Origin of the sequence: Plantactinospora veratri (assembly GCF_036421995.1) — a bacterium.
Lineage (GTDB): Bacteria > Actinomycetota > Actinomycetes > Mycobacteriales > Micromonosporaceae > Plantactinospora > Plantactinospora veratri.
Genome location: NZ_JAZGQL010000017.1, coordinates 128,163 through 146,767, shown reverse-complemented (window position 1 = coordinate 146,767; position 18,605 = coordinate 128,163). Strand labels below are relative to the sequence as shown.

Below are 18,605 nucleotides of genomic sequence, written 5' to 3'. Positions count from 1 at the left end.
GTCTGTGGCGCGGGCTGCCGGCGACCATCTCCACTGCTGGTGCCTCCGCTGACCGGCGGTCACCGAGGGTGTGTTCCGGAACGGCGGGAACCCTATACCGACATGCCCGCCTAAGGTGACGGAACGTAACGGTCGGGCCGTTTGCGGCGTCTAACCCGTACCGGGCCGGGTCGCCCACACCGGTTGTCACGTTGGCGACAACTGCACTCAGATCTTTCTTGTGCCCAGGTGTCGCGGCGTAGGCTGCGCACCGTGACAGACCTTCCGGCATTGATCGTTCACGCGTTGGTCGGCGGGCTGTCCGTGACCATCAGTAATGGCGGGGCGACCTGATGCGATTGACCATTCTCGGCTGCGCGGGTAGTTTCCCGGGCCCCGAAGCGGCCTGTTCGGCCTATCTGGTCGAGGCCGACGGCTTCCGGTTGCTGCTCGACTTCGGCTCGGGCTCGCTCTCCGCGCTGCAACGCTACGCCGGGCTGAAGGCGGTCGACGCGATCCTGCTGACCCACCTGCACGGGGACCACATCCTCGACGCGGTCCCGTACATCGTGGTGCGGCGGTACGCGCCGGACGGCCCCTATCCGGCGCTGCCGGTCTACGCCCCGAGCGGCGCGCCGGACCGGCTCGCCAACGCGTACAGCCTGGACGAGGGGCTGCTCGACGACGTCTACACCTTTTACGGCCTGCAACCCGGCACGTTCCCGATCGGCCCGTTCGCGGTGACCGTCGACCGGGTCAACCATCCGGTGGAGACCTACGGGGTGCGGCTGGAGCACGGTGGCCGATCCCTCTGCTACTCCTCGGACACCGCGCCCTGCGAGTCCCTGCTCCGGCTGGCCCATCGTGCCGACCTCTTTCTCTGCGAGGCGAGTTACCTGGACGGGGTGGAGAACCCGCCCGACCTGCACCTGACCGGGCGGGAGGCGGGCGAGATCGCCGCCAAGGCGGAGGTGGGCAAGCTGCTGCTCACCCATCTGGTCGCCGCCTGGGGCAGCGAGGCGGTGACCCACGAGGCGGCGCTGGGCGCGTTCGCCGGCCCGGTCGAGGTCGTCCGCCCCGGCGCCCGGTACGAGCTCTAGCCCTCAGCACCGCACCACCCCCCGGGGAGGATCCCGGACGCCTAGCATTTCCCGGATGGCGCACCCTCCCCCCGGTCAACCCCCGTCCGGTTCCCCAGGGCAGCCGATCCCGCCCGGCGGATTTCCACCGGTTCCGCCCGCCGGCCCCTACCCGCCGGCCTCCGCCGGCCCGCCTCCCGGTCCCTATCCGGCCGCGCCCGGTCCCTATCCGGCACCCGGCGGCCCGCCGCCGGCACCCGGCCAGTACCAGCCCGGTCCCGGCGGCCATCCGTCGCCGCCCGGCGGGCCCTGTCCGGCGGGACCGCCCCATCCCGGCCCGGCCTGGTCCGGCCATCCCGGCGCGGCGCCGCCGAAGAAGCGCCGGGGCTTCCTCGTCGTGCTGCTCCTGCTCTCCCTGGTGGCGTTGCTCTGCTGCGGCGGCGCCCTCTACGGGGGCTGGTGGCAGCCGCGCCAGGAGTTGGCCGAGCACAAGCGGCTGCTTGAGCAGATCGGCGGCCCGAGGGGCTTCCAGGACACCCGGATCCGGGAGCACGCCGGCACCACGAACGCCTTCACCGAGTACTACCTGATCTGCCGGGACTCGGTCTGTCCGCTGGACCCGGCGGGGGCGATCTACGAGTGGCTGCACGACAACGATGCCGCGGCCGACCGGAACCACGTGAAATCGTGCCTGGGTTGGGCGTCCGCGCCCGACCCCGAGCTGTGCCGCTTCACCTGGCGGGGCAACGGCTGGCGCGTCGACGTGGACGCGATCTGGAAGGGTGCCGACGGGCAGGACGCCGGTGACCGGGAGTGGCTGCTCCGCACCACGGCCTCGGCCGACTGAGCCGGCGGGGTACGCCCCCGGCGAGCCGGAACGCGGACGTGCGGGGCACCCTCGGGCGGGGCGATCGGGCGAGCACATAGGCTGCGGGGATGGCGCGACCTGACGGGCGGCGGCCCGACCAACTTCGACCGGTGACTCTGACCCGACGCTGGAGCATCCATCCGGAGGGATCCGTCCTCGTCGAGTTCGGCGACACCCGGGTGCTCTGCACGGCGAGTGTCACCGAGGGGGTGCCACGCTGGCGCAAGGGCTCCGGCCTGGGCTGGGTCACCGCGGAATACTCGATGCTGCCCCGCTCCACCACCACCCGCTCGGACCGGGAGAGCGTCCGAGGCAAGGTCGGCGGCCGTACCCACGAGATCTCCCGACTGGTCGGCCGGAGCCTGCGGGCCTGCATCGACCTGAAGGCGCTCGGCGAGAACTCGATCGTGCTGGACTGTGACGTGTTGCAGGCCGACGGCGGCACCCGGACCGCCGCGATCACCGGCGCGTACGTCGCGCTCTACGACGCGGTGAACTGGCTGGCCGAGCGGAAGGCATTGGCCGGCAAGCCGGCGAAGGTGATGCACCGGTCGGTGGCGGCGGTCAGCGTCGGTGTGGTGGAGGGGGAGCCGAGGCTGGACCTGAACTACCTTGAGGACGTGGCGGCCGAGGTGGACATGAACGTGGTATGCACCGGCACCGGGGACTTCGTCGAGGTGCAGGGGACCGGCGAGGCCGGGGTCTTCGCCCGTGATCAGCTCGACGCGCTGCTCGATCTCGGGGTGCTCGGCTGTGCCGAGTTGACCGACGCCCAGCGGAAGGCGCTGGCCGAATGACCAGGGTGCTGCTGGCGACCCGCAACGCCAGGAAGCTGACCGAACTCCAGCGGATCCTCGACCACGCCCTCGGCCCGCAGCGGGTCCAGCTCGTCGGGCTGGCCGACGTCGCGCAGTACCAGGAGGTTCCGGAGACCGGGTTGACGTTCGGGGAGAACGCGCTGCTCAAGGCGCGCGAAGGCGTCAAGTGGAGCAACCTGCCGACGATCGCCGACGACTCCGGGCTGGCGGTGGACGCCCTGAACGGCATGCCGGGAGTGTTCAGCGCCCGCTGGTCCGGCCGGCACGGCGACGACCGGGCCAACCTGGAACTGGTACTCGCGCAGGTCGGGGACGTACCGGACGAGCACCGGGGCGCCGCCTTCGTCTGCGCGGCGGCCCTGGTGCTGCCGGGCGGCAAGGAGCACCTGATCGAAGGCCGGCAGACCGGACGACTGCTGCGGGCGCCCCGGGGCGAGGGCGGCTTCGGCTACGACCCGATCTTCCTCGCCGACGGGCAGGACCGGACGAACGCGGAACTCTCCCCGGCGGAGAAGGACGCGATCAGCCACCGGGGCAAGGCGTTGCGGGCGTTGGCGAAGGTGGTCGCCAAGGTGCTGCCGGCGGAACCGAACCGCCCGTAGCGGACCGTCCCACCCGGACGGTGGAGGTCCGGTGGTCAGAGCCGGCGTTCGCGGCCCGGCCAGCGGGAGCACAGCCACCGGTCGTGGCTGGCCACCACGATCGCGCCCGGACCGCCGCCCATCGCCTCCTCCGGTTCGTCGGCGAGCCGGGGCGAGAGGTGGCTGGTCGGCGAGGTCCTCGCGGGCCTCCCGCAGGGCGTCGTCGAGTACGTCGGTGATCGTCGACGCGGGCGCGAACGGCATCTCCTGGTGCAGGAAGCCGAAGTCGGGCGGGCGGACGACGCGGCCGCCGTCCGGTTCGTCCGCCCCGGCGAGCAGCCGGAGCAGGGTCGACTTGCCGGCCCGTTCTCGCCGATCAACCCGATCCGGTGCCCGGGAGCGGCGGTGGGGGACCCAGTCGAGCACCCGTCGGCTACCGAGGGTACGGACGAGGTCATGCGCGAGCAGAGCTGACTGGGACATCGCGACACCACCGAGAAGGATCGAGCCCTTCGCCCGCCGGGCAGTGCCTCGGGCGCGGGCGCGGAGGGTGTCAGCGGCTCACATCACCCTCAACATATCCGGGGCCGGCCGGGCCGGACCGGCAACGGATCTTCGAGTTTCGCCGCCCCGGGCCGGGGTGGCCGTCCGCTCCGCCCCGGGCAGCCGCACCCGAAGGGCGGTCAGCCACCGCAGCAGCCTAGACCGGTCGGAAACGGGCGGTCAGGCCGGTCGGGGACTGCCGGGCAACCGGTGTCGCAGGACGGTCAGTTCGGCCAGCAGGGTGCCCAGCAGGACCAGGTTCGCCACGACCATGATCCAGAGCGGCGGCAGCAGCGGCATCGCGGGTCCGATCCCGCCGAGCACGAGGACGGCGACCAGGCGGGGCCAGAGGAGGCGACCGGTCACCACGTGGTCGAACAGGCAGGTGCCGAGCAGGAACAGCGCCGGGCCGCCGAGCAGGGCGAGTATCCAGGACACCGGCGCCGGACCGAGCGGACGGTCGAGCGCGAGGGTGGTACCGGCCGAGACGACGACCGTGCCGGCCACCATCACCAGGTGGGTGTACGAGGTGGAGGTGCCCGGGCGCACCCGCTCCACCGACGAGACGTTCCCGGGTGCCAGCAGTTGCTTGATGCGGTGGAAGTAGAGCAGGAACAGCAGTACGGCGTTGCCGAACGCCACCGCGCAGACGGCGAGCCGACCTGCCCCGGTGTGGCTGAATGCGAGACCGCTGCCGGCGGTCAGGATCAGCTCGCCGAGCGCGATGAGGAAGATCTGCCGATGCCGCTCCGCCAGGTGGTTGCCGGTGAAGATCTGACTGGCCAGCTCGGTGCGCCCGAGTCGCGGGGTGGGCCAGCCGATCCGGGCCGATCCGAGGTCCACCGCCACGGCCGCCGCCCAGAGCGCCAACCGGGCCGTACCCTCGGTGAACACGCCGCCGACCCACAGCCCGGCGGTGACGACGAACCAGAAGAAGACCCGGATGCTCCGGGCCTGGATCGCCCGGTCCGTCCGGGTCCCCGGGATCAGCACCGCGTCCCGGGCCAGGTGGATGCCGAAGTACGCCGCGACGAAGACGGAGCCCAGCTCGCCGAAGGCCCTCGGTACGGCGACCGCCATCACCAGCGTACCGAACATGATCACCAGGACCAGGACCTGGATCACCGGCAGCCTGGGGTTGAACAGGTCGGTGAGCCACGCGGTCAGCACCCAGACCCACCACGCCGCGAACAGCAGCACCGCCGTCTGCGCGGCATTGCGGACGCTGAGGTCCTCGACCAGTGTCTGGGAGAGCCGGGACAGCATGAACACGTAGATCAGGTCGAAGAAGAGTTCCAGGAAGGTCGGATACGCGAGTTCGCCGCGCTTGCGGAGGATCCGGGGCAACTGACCGGTCGTCACGGTGCTGGCCTCCTACGGAACTCCAGAGGCATCGTTCGCCCGGGCTCTCGACGTGTCTCAGAACGTACCGAAAGGGGCACGGACGGACAGCCGAACCCATAGAGTCGGAGCAGTGTGGTCAGGCCGGCAGACGCCCGGACGGACGGGCTGAGCAATGGCGACGAGCGGCGAGGCAGGTGAGCCGGCACCGGCCGCGGTCCAGCCCGACTCGACCCGACCGACGTACCTGGAACTCTTCTTCGACCTGGCGTACGTCTTCGCGCTGATCGTCGTCACCCGGGAGTTGCTCGACGATCTGAGCTGGGGCGGTGCCGGTCGGGCCGTGGTGCTGTTCCTGGCGTTCACGCTGATCTGGGCGCTCGCCACCTGGGCCGGGGACCTGCTGGACCTGACCCGGCCGTCGGTGGTGCCGCAGGTCGTCGGCGTGATGGCGGGCAGCCTGCTGCTCGCCGGCATGGTCCCCGACGCGTACCACCAGGGTGGGCTGCTCTTCGCCGTCACCTACCTGACGATCCACTTCGGCACCGGGATCTACTACACCCTGGTCCCGTCGGGCGCGACGCGGACCCGGACCCACCGGACGATGCTCTGGGAGGTGGTCGCCGCCGTGCCGTGGGTCGTCGGCGGGCTCCAGGCGAACGCCGGGAGCCGGGCGATGCTCTGGGGGCTGGCGCTCGCGGTGGAGTACCTCGGCGTCGTGCTCGGCTGGCCCACCCCCTGGGCGTGGCGCCGGCCGCCCCGGGAACCGCGGCGGGTCGGTGAGCGGGTCGCCGAGCGCTACCGGCAGTTCGTGATCGTCGCGCTCGGGGCGTCGCTCTTCCTCCTCGGCACCGAGTTCAGCGAGGGCGCCTACACCCTCGACCGGGCGGTGGCGCTGGTCGTGGTCTTCACGACCACGGTGCTGATCTGGCGGATCTACATCTACCGGGCCGGGCAGTTGATGACCGGGACCATCGCCCGCGCCGCCAACCCGGCCCGGCTCAGCGAGATCACCGCCTTCGTGCACCTGGTCATCGTGGCCGGCATCGTCGTCACCTCGGTCGCCAGTCAGCTCGTCCTCCACCGCCCGTACGGCGACACGCCGCCGGCCTCGGCGGCGGTCATCCTCGGCGGCCCGGCACTCTTCCTCGCCGGCCGGGCGCTGCTCGACTACACCGTCTTCGCCCACGTGAACCGGGCCCGGTTGGTCGGGCTGCTGCTGCTGGCCGGTCTGGGGGCGGCCACACCCCTGCTGCCGCCGGTCATGCTCGGGCTCGCCGTCGTGGGCGTTCTGACCGGCATCGCGACGTCGAACCTGATCCAGACCCTGACCAATCCGCCGAGGCCGGCGACGCGATGACGGCCGCGGGCCGGGTGGGTGGCTCCCGCTCGATCGGCGGGTCAGCGGCGCCAGGCGGGGTCGCGGCCGACGAGTCCGAGGATCCGGTCCAGGGTCGGCGCCGTGGCCGCAACCTCGACCTCGGGCCCGTAGACACCCATCTGCCGGCCCTGCTCGGCGGTCTTCACCACCTCGTCGTGCACGTACCCGAGCAGGTCGTCGTCCCAGCTCGGGTGCTGCCCGGTCGCCCGTGCCAGGTCCCAGGCGTGCACCACAAGCTCGGTCACGATCATTCCGCCGACCAGCCCGGCCGGCAGCTCGGTCGGGCCGCCCATGTGGGTGGTGCCGTCCCACGCGGCCGGCTCGGCCCAGGTGGTGGCGATCCGCTCCACCTCTGCCGTCAGGTCGGCCGCCCAGTCGCCCGTGGTCAGGTCCAGCTCCGTCTCGCTGCCGGCCGGCGGCGGTACTGTCTCCTTCCGCCCGGCACCCTCCAGCGACGAACCCCAGAAGAGCAGGTGGTTGACCAACCTGCGGACGTCGTACTCGGCGCACGGGGTGGCGTTGTCGAGCTGCTCGGGCTCGATGTGGCGGATGATCTCGATCAGTGGTGCGGCCGCCCGGGCCACGAATGGTGCGTCAGGCATGCCGGCAAGCAAACCACGAGGTGCGGCGGCCGTCTTGAACGAACGCGACATAACCTGGCGGACGTGGCGAGGGACGTACGCGAACTCGGCGGGGCGTGGGCGAGACACCAGCGGCACGCCTCCGCGACCCCCTCGGCCGACCTCGCCCGGTACGTTGCGCGCTACTGGATCGTCTCCTGGGAGTACGCCGAGCCGTACCGGCAGTTGATCGTGCCGTACCCGAACGTGCACCTGACGTTGCGCGGCGGCCGGGGGACCGTGACCGGCGTCAGCAGCGGACACCAGGTCCGGGTGCTGGCCGGCGTGGACCGGGTCTTCGGGGTGGCGTTCCGGCCGGGCTGCTTCCGGCCCTTCCTGGGCGCACCGGTCTCGACGCTCACGGACCGGTCGGTCGAGGCGGGAGAGATCTTCCCGGGTGACCTGCCCGATCCGCTCGACGTGCCGACGGTGGAGGAGTACCTGCGCCGCCGGCTGCCCGAGCCCGATCCCCGGGCCGAGGAGGTGGCCGAGATCGTCGCGAGGATCGCCGCCGATCCGGGGATCAGCCGGGTCGACGCCCTCGCCGACGACCTCGGGACGAGCGTGCGCGGGTTGCAGCGGCTCTTCGCCGAGTACGTCGGGGTCGGGCCGAAGTGGGTGATCCGGCGCTACCGGCTGCGCGAGGTGACCGAGCGGCTGGGCCGGGGCGAGTCGGTCGACTGGGCCGCCCTCGCCGCCGAGCTGGGCTACGCCGACCAGCCGCACTTCGTCCGCGACTTCCGGAAGATGTTCGGCGAGTCGCCGACCCGGTACGCGGAGCGGTACTAGCCGGCACGGTCCGGCCGGCACGATGCCGACCGGCCGGGCCGGCCCGGGTGCGCCCCGGACCTGCCCGGCCGATGTCGTCGGATGGTCAGGACAGCATCCAGCGCTGGGCGTTGGTGCCGTTGCAGTCGTGGATCTGCAACGCCGTCCCGTTGGTGGTGTTGGACCCCGGCACGTCGAGGCATCGCCCCGAGACCGGGTTGACCAGGCTGAAGTTGGGTCCGATCCGCCATTCCTGGTTGGTGGCCGCCCCCGCCTGGCAGGCGTAGAGGTGCACCGGCGAATTGTTGGCGGTGGCATAGCTGGCGACGTCGAGGCAGTACGTCCCGCCGACCCGGACCCGGCCGTCGCCGAGCATCGCCCAGATCTGCGAGGAGCCGGCGTTGCAGTCCCAGATCTGCACCTTGTTGGCGTTCGCCAGGACGCCCCGGTCGTTGTCCAGGCACTTGCCGGCGAACGCCGACCGGATCAGGCCGACCCCGCTCTCGTCCAGCCGCCAGCTCTGGTTCTGTCCGCCGTGACAGTCGTGGATGTACATCTGCGCGCCGTTGCCGACCGGCGTCGGCGCGTCCAGGCACCGGCCGGAGGACGGGTTCACCAGCGATCCGTTCGCGCCGGGCTGCCAGCGCTGTCCGCTGGTGCCGGCGCAGGTGTAGAGCTGCACCAGGGTCTTGTTCGCGGTGCCGTTGCCGGTCACGTCCAGGCACTTGCCGGCGATCCGGATGCTGCCGTCGTCGACCACCTGCCAGATCTGCGCGGGGGGTCCGGCGTTGCACGAGTACGCCCAGATGATGTTGCGGTCGGCCGTGCCGCCGCCCTTGTTGTCCAGGCAGAAGCTGCCGGCGACCGCCGAGCGGAGCAGGCCCTTGCCGCCGGTCGGGTTGGCCACCGCCGCGGCCAGGGTGTTGCCGCCGGTGTTCAGCCGGCCGTCGATGGAACTGTTGCCCCGGTTGGTCCAGAGGTCCGGCCGGCCGTCGCGGTTGACGTCCGTACCGTCGATCGCCGGGGTCGACGCCGAGTCGAAGCCGCTGGTGGCGTAGACGGTGACCGGGCCGCCGGTGACCCCGGCCGGGGTTCCGGTGGCGGTGTTCCCGGTGAGCAGCTCCAGCCGGCCGGTGCTGTTGGTCCGGGCGAAGAGCGCCGGGTCGGCCCCGGCGGCGGCAGCGGTGATGGTTCGGCCGGTCCAGCCGGTGCTGAGCAGGATCGGTGCGTCGTACGCCCCGGGCGGGAAGCCCGGTGGGTAGAGGTAGAGGACGTCCCCGACGATCACGTACAGGTCCGGCAGCGGCGAGCCGGTGATGCTGGGCCAGGGTGAGGCGACGATCTGGTCGACGGTCTGGTTGCCGGCCTCGCCGTCGATCCGGGGGAGCTGGATCCGGATCCGGTCGACCGGGTCGAAGGAGGTGCCGTCGCCGTTACCGGGCAACACGTGCACGTTGCCGTCGGCGTCACTGCGCGGCAGCCGTACCAGCAGGTCCTGCGCGCCGTCGCCGTTGAGGTCCAGCGGGCTGGCCTTCGCGCCGGTCCAGTCGGTGAGCGCGCCGGTGCTGCCGGCGCCGCCGGGTCCGTCCAGGCCGACCTGGACCGCGGCCGCCAGCTTTCCGGTCCCGTCCGTGGCGGCGTACAGCCACGCCCCGGGCCGGTAGACGGTGCCGATCGCGATGTGGTCGGGGCGGCCGTCCCCGGTGAAGTCACCGGGCGGGGCGGGTGTGCTCGGTGCGTCGGTGCTGAACCGGTAGCTGCTGACCGGGCCGGGGTTGCCGGCGCTGTTGATGGCGTAGACGTACAGGATGTTCGGGCCGAACCGGCGGGGCGTGATGCTGACGCTGGTGGGCGCGTTCGCCGGTTGGGCCGGCAGCAGGGTGCCGCCCCGGAACGGGCCGTAGGACTGTGGCACCGTCGCCGGCGGTGGGGTGTTCAGGCTGTAGACGTAGCTGATCGGTGGGTCGCTGCCGGCGGGCGGGGTCAGGGTGAAGGTGCCGGGGGTGCCGACCGGCGCTCCGGTGGTCCCGTCCGGGTATGTCGTGGAGGTCACCGTCGGCGGCGCCGGCTGGGCGCTGTTGAAGACGAACCGGCAGGTCGGCGTCGCCGGGCTGGTGTCCTTGCCGTCGTACGCCCGCACGTTCCAGGCGTACCGGTGCCCGTTGCTGAACTGGCTGGCCGGCAGGGTGACCGAGGCGACCTTGTTGTTGCTGACCGTGACCTTGGGCGAGGCGACGGTGGCGCCGGTGGTCTCGTTGACGACGCTGAACTGCCCTTCGAGCTGCGTCTGGGTGCCGTCCGGGTCGGAGAGGTTCGCCGAGAAGGTCACCGAGGTGTTGCCGACCTGGCCGACCGGGTCGCTGTTGCACGGCACCGAGGGGCTGGTGGCGTACCGGTCCGGGGTACGCGGGATCGAGTTGAACGTGATGGCGATGGTCGGGTTGTTCTGGAACTTCCGCCAGGCGTACTTGTCGCCCTCGTGGTTGTTGATCAGGCCGAGGGTGGCGGTCGGCCACTTGCCGGCGGCGGCGCTGCGGATCAGCGCGAGCACGTTGAAGTCGTGCTGCTTCGGGTTCTCGCTGCCGTCACTGCGCCAGTTGCCGGCGAGCTGCCGGGAGTCGATCTGCTCGTACCGGGTGGGTTGCCTGTTCCAGGTGGTCGAGCTGTTGATCACGCCCACGCGGAAGATCTTGAAGTAGTAGTCGTTGCTGTTGTTGGCCGACCAGACCGACTTGGTCTGTAGCGTGGCGCTGATGATGTTGGCGCCCCAGAGCGCGCTCGACATCGGGAACTGGAAGTACGACCGGCCGATGTAGTACGGCGACTCCCAGCCGTTGTAGCCGGACCGGGCCCGCCCCGAGTTGTTCCAGTACGAGTTGTCCTTGCGGGCGCTGTCGACGTACGTCCAGGCGTTGCGGGTCGGTGCGGTCGAGTTGGCGTTCCACGCCGGGTCCAGGTAGAGCGGGTAGCGCACGTCCGGGTCGGCGAGCAGGGCCGGGTCCGGCGAGAGGGTGAGTGCGTCACCGGTGACCCGGGCGCTGACCATGGCACGTTTCGCCGCCGGGCTGGCCTCGGTGGGGGTGGAGCGCTGCGGGTTGCCCGTCCCGGCCGCCTGTTCCACGGTCGGGATGCTGGAGTCCCAGATCTCCGGGGCCGGGGCGCTGAACACGGTGCGGCCGTACTGGTCCTCGGCGGCCAGGCCGCCGTCGGGCATGCTGCGTACCGTCGCGTTGCGGGTGACGAGCGGGAGGGTGAGGTTCCGTACCCCCGGGTCGGCGGCGGCCGCCGCGTTCTTGATCACCAACGCGTGCGCGAAGCCGCCCTGCTCGTTGGCGGTGACGACCAGATCGACCCCGGGCAGCACCGCCGGGTAGGTCGCGGTCGCGCCGGACACCGTCGGCGCCGGAAGTCGGGACGGAAACCGTAGGCCCAGTCTGCTGTCGCCGTTGGTGACCAGCGCGAACGGGTCGGTGCCGCCGCCGGAGAGCACCAGGTCGTACGGAGCGGCGGCCGGGCTGTAACTGCCGTCCGGGTTGCGGCGCAGGGTCGGGTCGAGCGGCACCCACGCGCCGTCCCGCCTGACCCGGGAGGGCCGCGGGCTCACGTCCATGGTGAAGGTGCCGTCCGGGTTGGCGACGGTGCGGGAGGTGGCCGTGGTCGCCGAGCCGACCTCGACTGACTGGCCGGTCAGTCTCGCCCGGGCGGCGGCGCGGTCCGAGTCGCTGAGCCGGTCGATCCGGTTCGCCGGGCGGGCCGGCGCCGGCTCCGCCCGCGCGGCAGCCGGTGCGAGCGCCACTGTTCCTGAGGCGGCCAGCAGCAGACCCAGCGCCGTTACGGTTGCTGGTCGAAAAAGTCTTCTGAAGGCATGGTCAGCCATTCAATCCCCCGTTGCGTGCCGACATAAATCGATTACGGCTGTCTGTCCGAATAGGGCGGAAGATGTGACAGGACGATGTGGACTCCGAGGGCCGCACAATATGACTCTGTCGCGGAAAAGTCGAGAGTTACGTATTTAGATTCCTGAGCGGTAGAGTCCGGCCACCGCATCGCAGACCACGGGGGTCGTCAAGATGACGAAGGCCGTCCTGAGCCCATTCAATCGATACCTGTCGACTATCCGGCATCGACGGACAAGGGCCGGGCGGAGCGCCTTTCCGGCCGGCAGACCTTTGCGCGGGTCGCAGCGGCGGTACGTCGGCTCCGCCGTCGGCCTGGTGCTGCTGACGACGCTGGGCCTGGCGGCGCTGCCCCCGAACCGCGCCGCGGCCTCCCCGCCGGCCGAACAGCGCTGGTCCAGCGTCCGGGGCACCCCGATGCCACCGGCACCGAAGCGGACACCGAACTTCGGCGAGCGCTGGGTGGCGCCACAGGTCGGTTGGCCGGCAGGTGGCACCGCGACGGTCGAGCTGGATGCCGCCCCCGGGGCCGCCGGCCGAGCCTCCGGCCCGGACGCCGCGGTGGCCGCCGGCACGTTGCCGGTACGCGTCGCGAAGGCGACCCCGGACGGCCCGTCGGCGCTGCGGCTGACCCTGGCTGACCGGGCGACCGCCCAGCGTGCCGGCATCGACGGCCTGCTGCTCCGGGCCACTCCCAACGGGGGCGCCGGCAGGCCCGGCCAGGTGCGGGTCTGGGTGGATCCGTCGAGCATCGCCGGGGCGTACGGCGGTGACTGGGCCCGTCGGCTGCGCCTGGTCTCGTTGCCGGCCTGTGCGGCGACCACCCCGGCCGAGCCGGCCTGCCGGGTGCGCACCCCGCTGCCCACCCGCTGGGAGGACGGCCAGCTCAGCGCGGTGCTGGCGCTGCCAGCCGGCCAGCGTGCCGACCGGACCTCGCCGGCCGCCTCGACCGCCGTCTTCGCGGTGGCGGCCGGGGCGACCGGGGACACCGGCGACTACAGCGCGACCCCGCTCAAGCCGTCCGGTTCCTGGACGGCCGGCGGCAGCTCGGGCGATTTCGGGTACAGCTATCCGGTCGACCTGCCGCCGGTGCCGGGTGACCTGGCGCCGTCGGTCGAGTTGGGCTACTCGTCCCAGTCGGTCGACGGGCAGCAGGTCTCGACCAACAACCAGTCCTCGGCGATCGGCGACGGGTGGGACTATTCACCGGGAGCGGTCGAACGGACCTACCGGACATGTTCCGAGGACTCGGCGGCGCCGAAGACCAACGACTCCTGCTGGGCCGGCCCGATCGTCAGCGTCTCCTTCGGCGCCGGCTCCGGTGACCTGGTCCACGACCCGACGGTGCCGACCAAGTGGCGGCTCTCCACCGACAACGGCGCCCGGGTCGAGCTGCTGCCCGGCGCCGACAACGGCAGTCACGGCGGCGAGCACTGGAAGATCACCACCCAGGACGGTACCCAGTACTTCTTCGGGAAGAACAAGCTGCCCGGGCAGAGCGGCAACAATCCCGTCACGAACTCGACGTGGACGCAGCGGGTCTACCACCCCCGTTCCGGCGACCCCTGCTACAAGTCGACCGGCTTCGCCAACTCGCACTGCGAGATGGCCTGGAAGTGGAACCTCGACTACGTCGTCGACCCGGACAAGAACGCCATCGCGTACTACTACGGCACCGAGACCGGCTACTACGGGCCCAACAAGGGGTTCACCCCGGTCAAGTACATCCGGGGCGGATACCTCGACTACATCGACTACGGGCTGCGCGACCCGAACCCGTACGCCGGCCGTTCCCCGGCCCGGGTGGACTTCAGCTACTCGGAGCGGTGTGTGGAGTCGGCGACGGTCTGCGCCCCGGCCAACATCGACAAGGACAAGAGCAAGTGGCCGGACACCCCGTACGACCTGAACTGCAAGTCAACCGGTGACTGTTACATGCACTCGGTCACCTTCTGGAGCCGACTGCGCCTCACCGGCATCACCACCCAGGTCAACAACGGCACCGGGTACACCACAGTGGACACCCACACGCTGACCCACACCTTCCCGGCACCGGGCGACGGCACCACCCCGGCCCTCTGGCTCTCGTCGATCCAGCACACCGGCGGCACCGGCGCGAGCGCGATCGCCCTGCCCCCGGTCACCTTCGAACCGACCAAGCTGCCGAACCGGGCCGACGGGCTCGACGGGGCCCCGGCGATGAACCACAACCGGATCTCGACCATCACCACCGAGACCGGCGAGGTGGTCGGGATCGGCTACCGCACCGAATGCGCCGCACCGGTCACCCTGGCGCCGGAGAGCAACACCAAGCTCTGCTACCCGGTCTACTGGACCAAGGAGGGCGAGGAGACGCCGACCCGCGACTGGTTCCACAAGTACGTGGTCGCCGAGGTCACCGACCAGGACACCACCGGCGGCGGCACACCCGTCTACACGAGGTACGACTACCTCGACGGCGGCGCGTGGGCCTACGACGACAGCGAGGTGGTCAAGGACAAACACCGCAGCTACGGGCAGTGGCGGGGCTTCGGTCGGGTGCAGACCCGCACCGGTGCCGGCGTCGACCAGAAGACGCTGACCGAGGAGATCTACTACCGGGGCATGGACGGTGACCGGCTGCCGAACAACGGCCGCCGCAGTGCGAAGGTGAAGCTCTCCACGGCGGTGACCGTGCCAGGGGCGGCGGTCGAGGTGCCGGACAACAAGCACCTGGCCGGTTCTGTCCGGCAGGTCGTCCGGTACGACGGTGACGGTGGCGCCGTGCACGACAGTACGGTCACCGACCACTGGGTCAGCCCGGCCACCGCGACCCGGAAGCGGACGGTGGGCGACCTGACCGCGCAGATGGTGCGCACCGCGTCGACGAAGACCACCACGGCGATCACCTCGACCAGCCCCACCACCTGGCGGACCACCCGGGTCGACACCACGTACTCCACCTCGACGGGGCTGCCGACGGTGACGTACGACTACGGAGATGTCAGCCAGCCGAGCCAGGCCACCTGCGCGGTGACCACCTACGCGCCGACGAACACGACGGCGCACATCGTCGACAAGGTGGCCCAGACCGAGACCTTCGCCCTGCCCTGCGGCGGCTCCGGGATCAACGGGCAGACCGCGCCCGCCTCGGTGAGCCGTCCCGCGGACGTCATCTCCAGCACCCGGGCGTTCTTCGACACCCCGACCTACACCACCACCTGGCCGCAGCCGGCGCCGAGCACCGGACACGTCAACGTCGTCCAGTTCCTCACCGAGGACGGCTACGTCGTCGCCGCCAGGACGAAGAACGACGCCTACGGCCGGCCGGCGGAGTCGTTCGACGCCAACGGCAACAAGACCATCACCGACTACACGATGACCAACGGCCTGACCACGGGGGTGAAGACCACCAGGCCGATGGGGCACGTCACCCGGACCAGCCTCGAACCGACCCGTGGCCTGGAGGTCGAGGAGGTCGACGAGAACGAGCGGAAGACCACCCAGCGGTACGACGCGTTGGGCCGGCTGACCGGGGTGTGGCTGCCCGGTCGCAGCCTGAGCGAGGGCGCGCACGAGAAGTACGCCTACACCGTCTCGAACTCGGTCCCGTCGACCGTCACCACCTCGAACCTGAACGACGACGGGTCCTACCGGGTCGAGGTGGAGTTCTTCGACGCGTTGGCCCGGCCGAGGCAGAAGCAGACGTCGACCCCGGTCGGCGGCCGGCTGGTCACCGACTCGTTCTACGACTCGCGCGGCTGGCTGCGGATGGCGAACAACGAATACCACGACACCTCCAGCACGCCGAACACCACCATGCTGAACATGGTCGGCAAGGACCAGCAGATTCCCAACCAGGATCTGATCAGCCACGACGGGGTGGGCCGCAAGACACTGATCGTGTCGAAGTCGAAGGGCCAGCCGAAGTGGCAGACCCGGTCGATCTACGGCGGTGACCGGATCACCACCATCCCACCCGACGGTGGCACCCCGACGACCGAGGTGGCGGACGCCCGCGGCCGTACCGTCGAGCGGTTGAGCTACCGGTCGATGCCCACGGTCAGCGGCTCGGTGGTCGGCGGCGGCAACCCGGTGAAGATCAGCTACCGGTACGACCGCCGGGGCAACCAGGACCGGGTCACCGACGACGACGGCAACTCCTGGACCACGACCTTGGACCTGCGGGGCCGGGCGGTACGGAAGACGGACCCGGACTCCGGCACCAGTGAGCTGGGCTACGACGCCAACGGCAACGTCACCTCGGCGAAGGACCCGCTCGGCCGGACCGTCACCACCACCTACGACGCGCTGGACCGGCGGACCGGCGAGTACGACGGCACCAGCGCGGCGGCCCCACCCAGGGCGACCTGGACCTACGACTCGACGACCATCACCAACGGCATCGGCGAGGTGGCCAGCTCGACCAGCTACGACAACGGGAAGGCGTACGTCACCGCGCCGACCGGCTACAACGTCTGGGGAGACGAGGTCGGGGTCAACGTCACCATCCCGGCCGACCCGGCCAACGGCACCCTGGCCGGCACCTACAGCTTCGGCCGCGAGTACAGCCCGACCAACGGGCTGCTGAAGAAGTCGCTCTTCCCGGCCGGCGCCGGCCTGCCGGCGGAGACGGTCAACCACACCTACACCGCGCTGGACCTGCCCTCGGGAGTCGGCAGTTCGCTCGGCAACTACGTCGACTCCACCAGGTACAACGCGTTCGGGCAGGTGTCGCAGAGCAAGTTCGGCTTCGGCACCACCAACACCGCCTGGACGACCTACGTCTACGACGAACACAGCAAGCGCCTGGTCAACACGTACGTCGACCGCAACGGCACCGGCAACTCGCGGATGAACGACGTCGTCTACACGCACAACGCGGCCGGCAAGGTCACCAAGGTCACCGACGCCCGCAACTCCGGGGCACAGCGGGAGACCCAGTGCTTCCGCTACGACCTGCTCGGCCGGCTCAGCACCGCGTGGACCGCGACCGACGCCTGTGCGGTCGACCTCGCGGGCGGCGGCAGCAACGCCACCGTCGGCGGGATCACCCCGTACTGGACGAGCTGGACGTACAACGACGTCGGTGACCGGACCGAGGAGGTCCAACACGGGCTGCCCGGCGGCAGCGGCGACACCACCACGACGTACAGCTACCCGGCGGCCGGCGGGACCCAGCCGCACGCCGTACGCGCCGAGCAGACCAGCGGACCGGGCGGCACCACCACCCGGAGCTTCCAGTACGACGCCCTGGGCAACACCACCACCCGGACCACTCCGGAGCGCGGTACCCAGACCCTCGACTGGAACACCGACGGCCGGCTCATCCGGGTCCGCAGCGGTTCGAGCACCGAGGCCAGCTACGTCTACGCCGCCGACGGCGAGCTGCTGCTCCAGCGCAACCTGAAGGAGAAGAACGCCGTCCTCTACCTGCCGGGCCAGGAGCTGACCCTCGACACGGCCAGCGGCACGGTCAGCGGTCGGCGCTACTACGGCGGCCCGGACGGCACCACCTGTGTCCGTAGCGGCACGACCGCCGGGGCGTACAGCTACCTGATCAACGACCGGTTGGGTACCGCCACGCTGACCCTGGACAACAACGGCACCAACCCGAGGTGGCGGGCGTTCACCCCGTACGGCGCACCGCGCGGGACGGCACCGACCAGTTGGCCCAACAGCCGAGGCTTCCTCGGCAAGCCCACCGACTCCGCGACCGGACTGACCGTGCTCGGTGCCCGGCACTACGATCCGGCGGCGGGGCGGTTCGTCAGCGTCGACCCGCTGCTGAACACGGAGGACCCGAACCAGATCGGCGGATACACGTACGCGGGCGATGATCCGGTGAACCGGTCCGATCCCGGTGGCACGAACGCGTACGACAGCCAGACGCCGTGTGCCAAGTACAACTGCGGTCCGAAGAACATCGACAAGTCGCCGGACGCCACCGAGAACGCCACCAACAACGCCCGCAACGGATGGAAGGCTCCGCCGCGTCCGCCGAAGAAGAGCGGTGGCGGTGGTAACGACGACAAGGGCTCGAAGCCGAAGAAGAAGAAGTGCAACTTCCTCTGCAAGGCGAAGAAGGGCTGGGACGCGAGCGTCCGTTGGGCGAAGAGTCCGGAGGGCATCGGAGTGCTCGCCGGGATCGCCGTCGGCGTGACCTGTTCGGCCTTCACCATGGGGGTCGGTACGCTGGCCTGCGGTGCCCTGGCGGGTGCGGTGACCGGTGGGCTCACCTCATATCTCAAGGGCGACAGCCTGGGCAAGGTCGCTCTCAACGCCGGGGTCGGCGCCGTGCTCGGCGCGATCGGTGCCGGTGTCGGCAGCGTGGTGACCGCCGGGTTGAGCGGTGGGATCAGCGCGGCCGGTGCGAACGGGGTCCGCGCGGCCTTCAAACCGAGCGCGATCGGTGCCGGTGTCAAGGGTGCCGGTCGGGCCGTGAAGGCGGACGCGCGGGGCCTGTTCGCCTTCAACCCGCTGAGGCCGTCCAACTACAAGAGCGCGGCGATCGCACACAAGGCGTTGACGAGTCGGTTCAACAACTCCAAAGCCAGGGCGGGCCGGGTGGCGGTCGGCCGCAACATCTACAAGGAGCTGTACAAACCCAGTCCGACGAAGATCGCGGTCAGCGGAGTCACCGGCGGCTGGACCCCGTCGAGCATCGACGACCTGCAAAACTTCACGAGATGGAGCGCCAACAACTTCATCCAGGGCGTGGGCACCTCGTTCGCCCCCTAGTCGTAGGCTGG

The 18,605-nt window shown here is 70.8% G+C and carries 11 protein-coding genes; 8 read left to right on the top strand and 3 right to left on the bottom strand.

The features are described from left to right. Window positions 1-332: 332 nt before the first annotated feature. The 5 genes from V1634_RS22465 to V1634_RS22445 all read left to right on the top strand — a co-directional run bounded on the left by V1634_RS22465 (window position 333) and on the right by V1634_RS22445 (window position 3,799). Window positions 333-1,079 (top strand): MBL fold metallo-hydrolase, encoded by a 747-nt coding sequence (locus V1634_RS22465; RefSeq protein WP_331209849.1) that lies wholly within the window; start codon window positions 333-335, stop codon window positions 1,077-1,079. 55 nt (window positions 1,080-1,134) lie between these two features. Next, window positions 1,135-1,905, top strand: a complete 771-nt coding sequence (locus V1634_RS22460; protein WP_331209848.1) for a hypothetical protein — start codon at window positions 1,135-1,137, stop codon at window positions 1,903-1,905. 89 nt (window positions 1,906-1,994) lie between these two features. Next, window positions 1,995-2,723: a ribonuclease PH gene (gene rph, locus V1634_RS22455; protein ID WP_331209847.1), complete on the top strand. Its 729-nt coding sequence runs from the start codon at window positions 1,995-1,997 to the stop codon at window positions 2,721-2,723. Continuing rightward, complete coding sequence (gene rdgB, locus V1634_RS22450) at window positions 2,720-3,346, top strand: RdgB/HAM1 family non-canonical purine NTP pyrophosphatase (protein WP_331209846.1); 627 nt, start codon at window positions 2,720-2,722, stop codon at window positions 3,344-3,346. The genes rph and rdgB overlap by 4 nt, the downstream gene beginning before the upstream one ends. Before the next feature lie 249 nt (window positions 3,347-3,595). After that, window positions 3,596-3,799, top strand: a complete 204-nt coding sequence (locus tag V1634_RS22445; RefSeq protein ID WP_331209845.1) for a hypothetical protein — start codon at window positions 3,596-3,598, stop codon at window positions 3,797-3,799. Between the two features lie 249 nt (window positions 3,800-4,048). Here V1634_RS22445 and V1634_RS22440 read toward each other — a convergent pair whose 3' ends face one another. Further along, window positions 4,049-5,230 (bottom strand): low temperature requirement protein A, encoded by a 1,182-nt coding sequence (locus tag V1634_RS22440; RefSeq protein ID WP_331209844.1) that lies wholly within the window; start codon window positions 5,228-5,230, stop codon window positions 4,049-4,051. 154 nt (window positions 5,231-5,384) lie between these two features. Between V1634_RS22440 and V1634_RS22435 the strand changes: the two genes are divergently transcribed. After that, window positions 5,385-6,569, top strand: a complete 1,185-nt coding sequence (locus V1634_RS22435) for a low temperature requirement protein A (RefSeq protein WP_331209843.1) — start codon at window positions 5,385-5,387, stop codon at window positions 6,567-6,569. Window positions 6,570-6,610: 41 nt separating this feature from the next. Here V1634_RS22435 and V1634_RS22430 read toward each other — a convergent pair whose 3' ends face one another. Further along, window positions 6,611-7,192, bottom strand: a complete 582-nt coding sequence (locus V1634_RS22430) for a TIGR03086 family metal-binding protein (protein ID WP_331209842.1) — start codon at window positions 7,190-7,192, stop codon at window positions 6,611-6,613. Between the two features lie 63 nt (window positions 7,193-7,255). Here V1634_RS22430 and V1634_RS22425 point away from each other — a divergent pair, with 63 nt between their 5' ends. Next, entirely contained in the window at window positions 7,256-7,999 is a 744-nt protein-coding gene (locus V1634_RS22425; RefSeq protein WP_331209841.1) for a helix-turn-helix domain-containing protein, read from the top strand. A gap of 85 nt (window positions 8,000-8,084) precedes the next feature. Here the strand turns inward: V1634_RS22425 and V1634_RS22420 are convergent, their stop codons facing one another. Beyond that, window positions 8,085-11,774, bottom strand: a complete 3,690-nt coding sequence (locus V1634_RS22420) for a ricin-type beta-trefoil lectin domain protein (protein ID WP_331209840.1) — start codon at window positions 11,772-11,774, stop codon at window positions 8,085-8,087. Window positions 11,775-12,147: 373 nt separating this feature from the next. On the opposite strand from V1634_RS22420, the gene V1634_RS22415 reads away from it, so the two are divergent. Continuing rightward, window positions 12,148-18,594 carry an RHS repeat-associated core domain-containing protein gene (locus tag V1634_RS22415; RefSeq protein WP_331209839.1) on the top strand — a complete coding sequence of 2,149 codons (6,447 nt, stop codon included), beginning with the start codon at window positions 12,148-12,150 and terminating at the stop codon, window positions 18,592-18,594. Window positions 18,595-18,605: the final 11 nt, after the last annotated feature.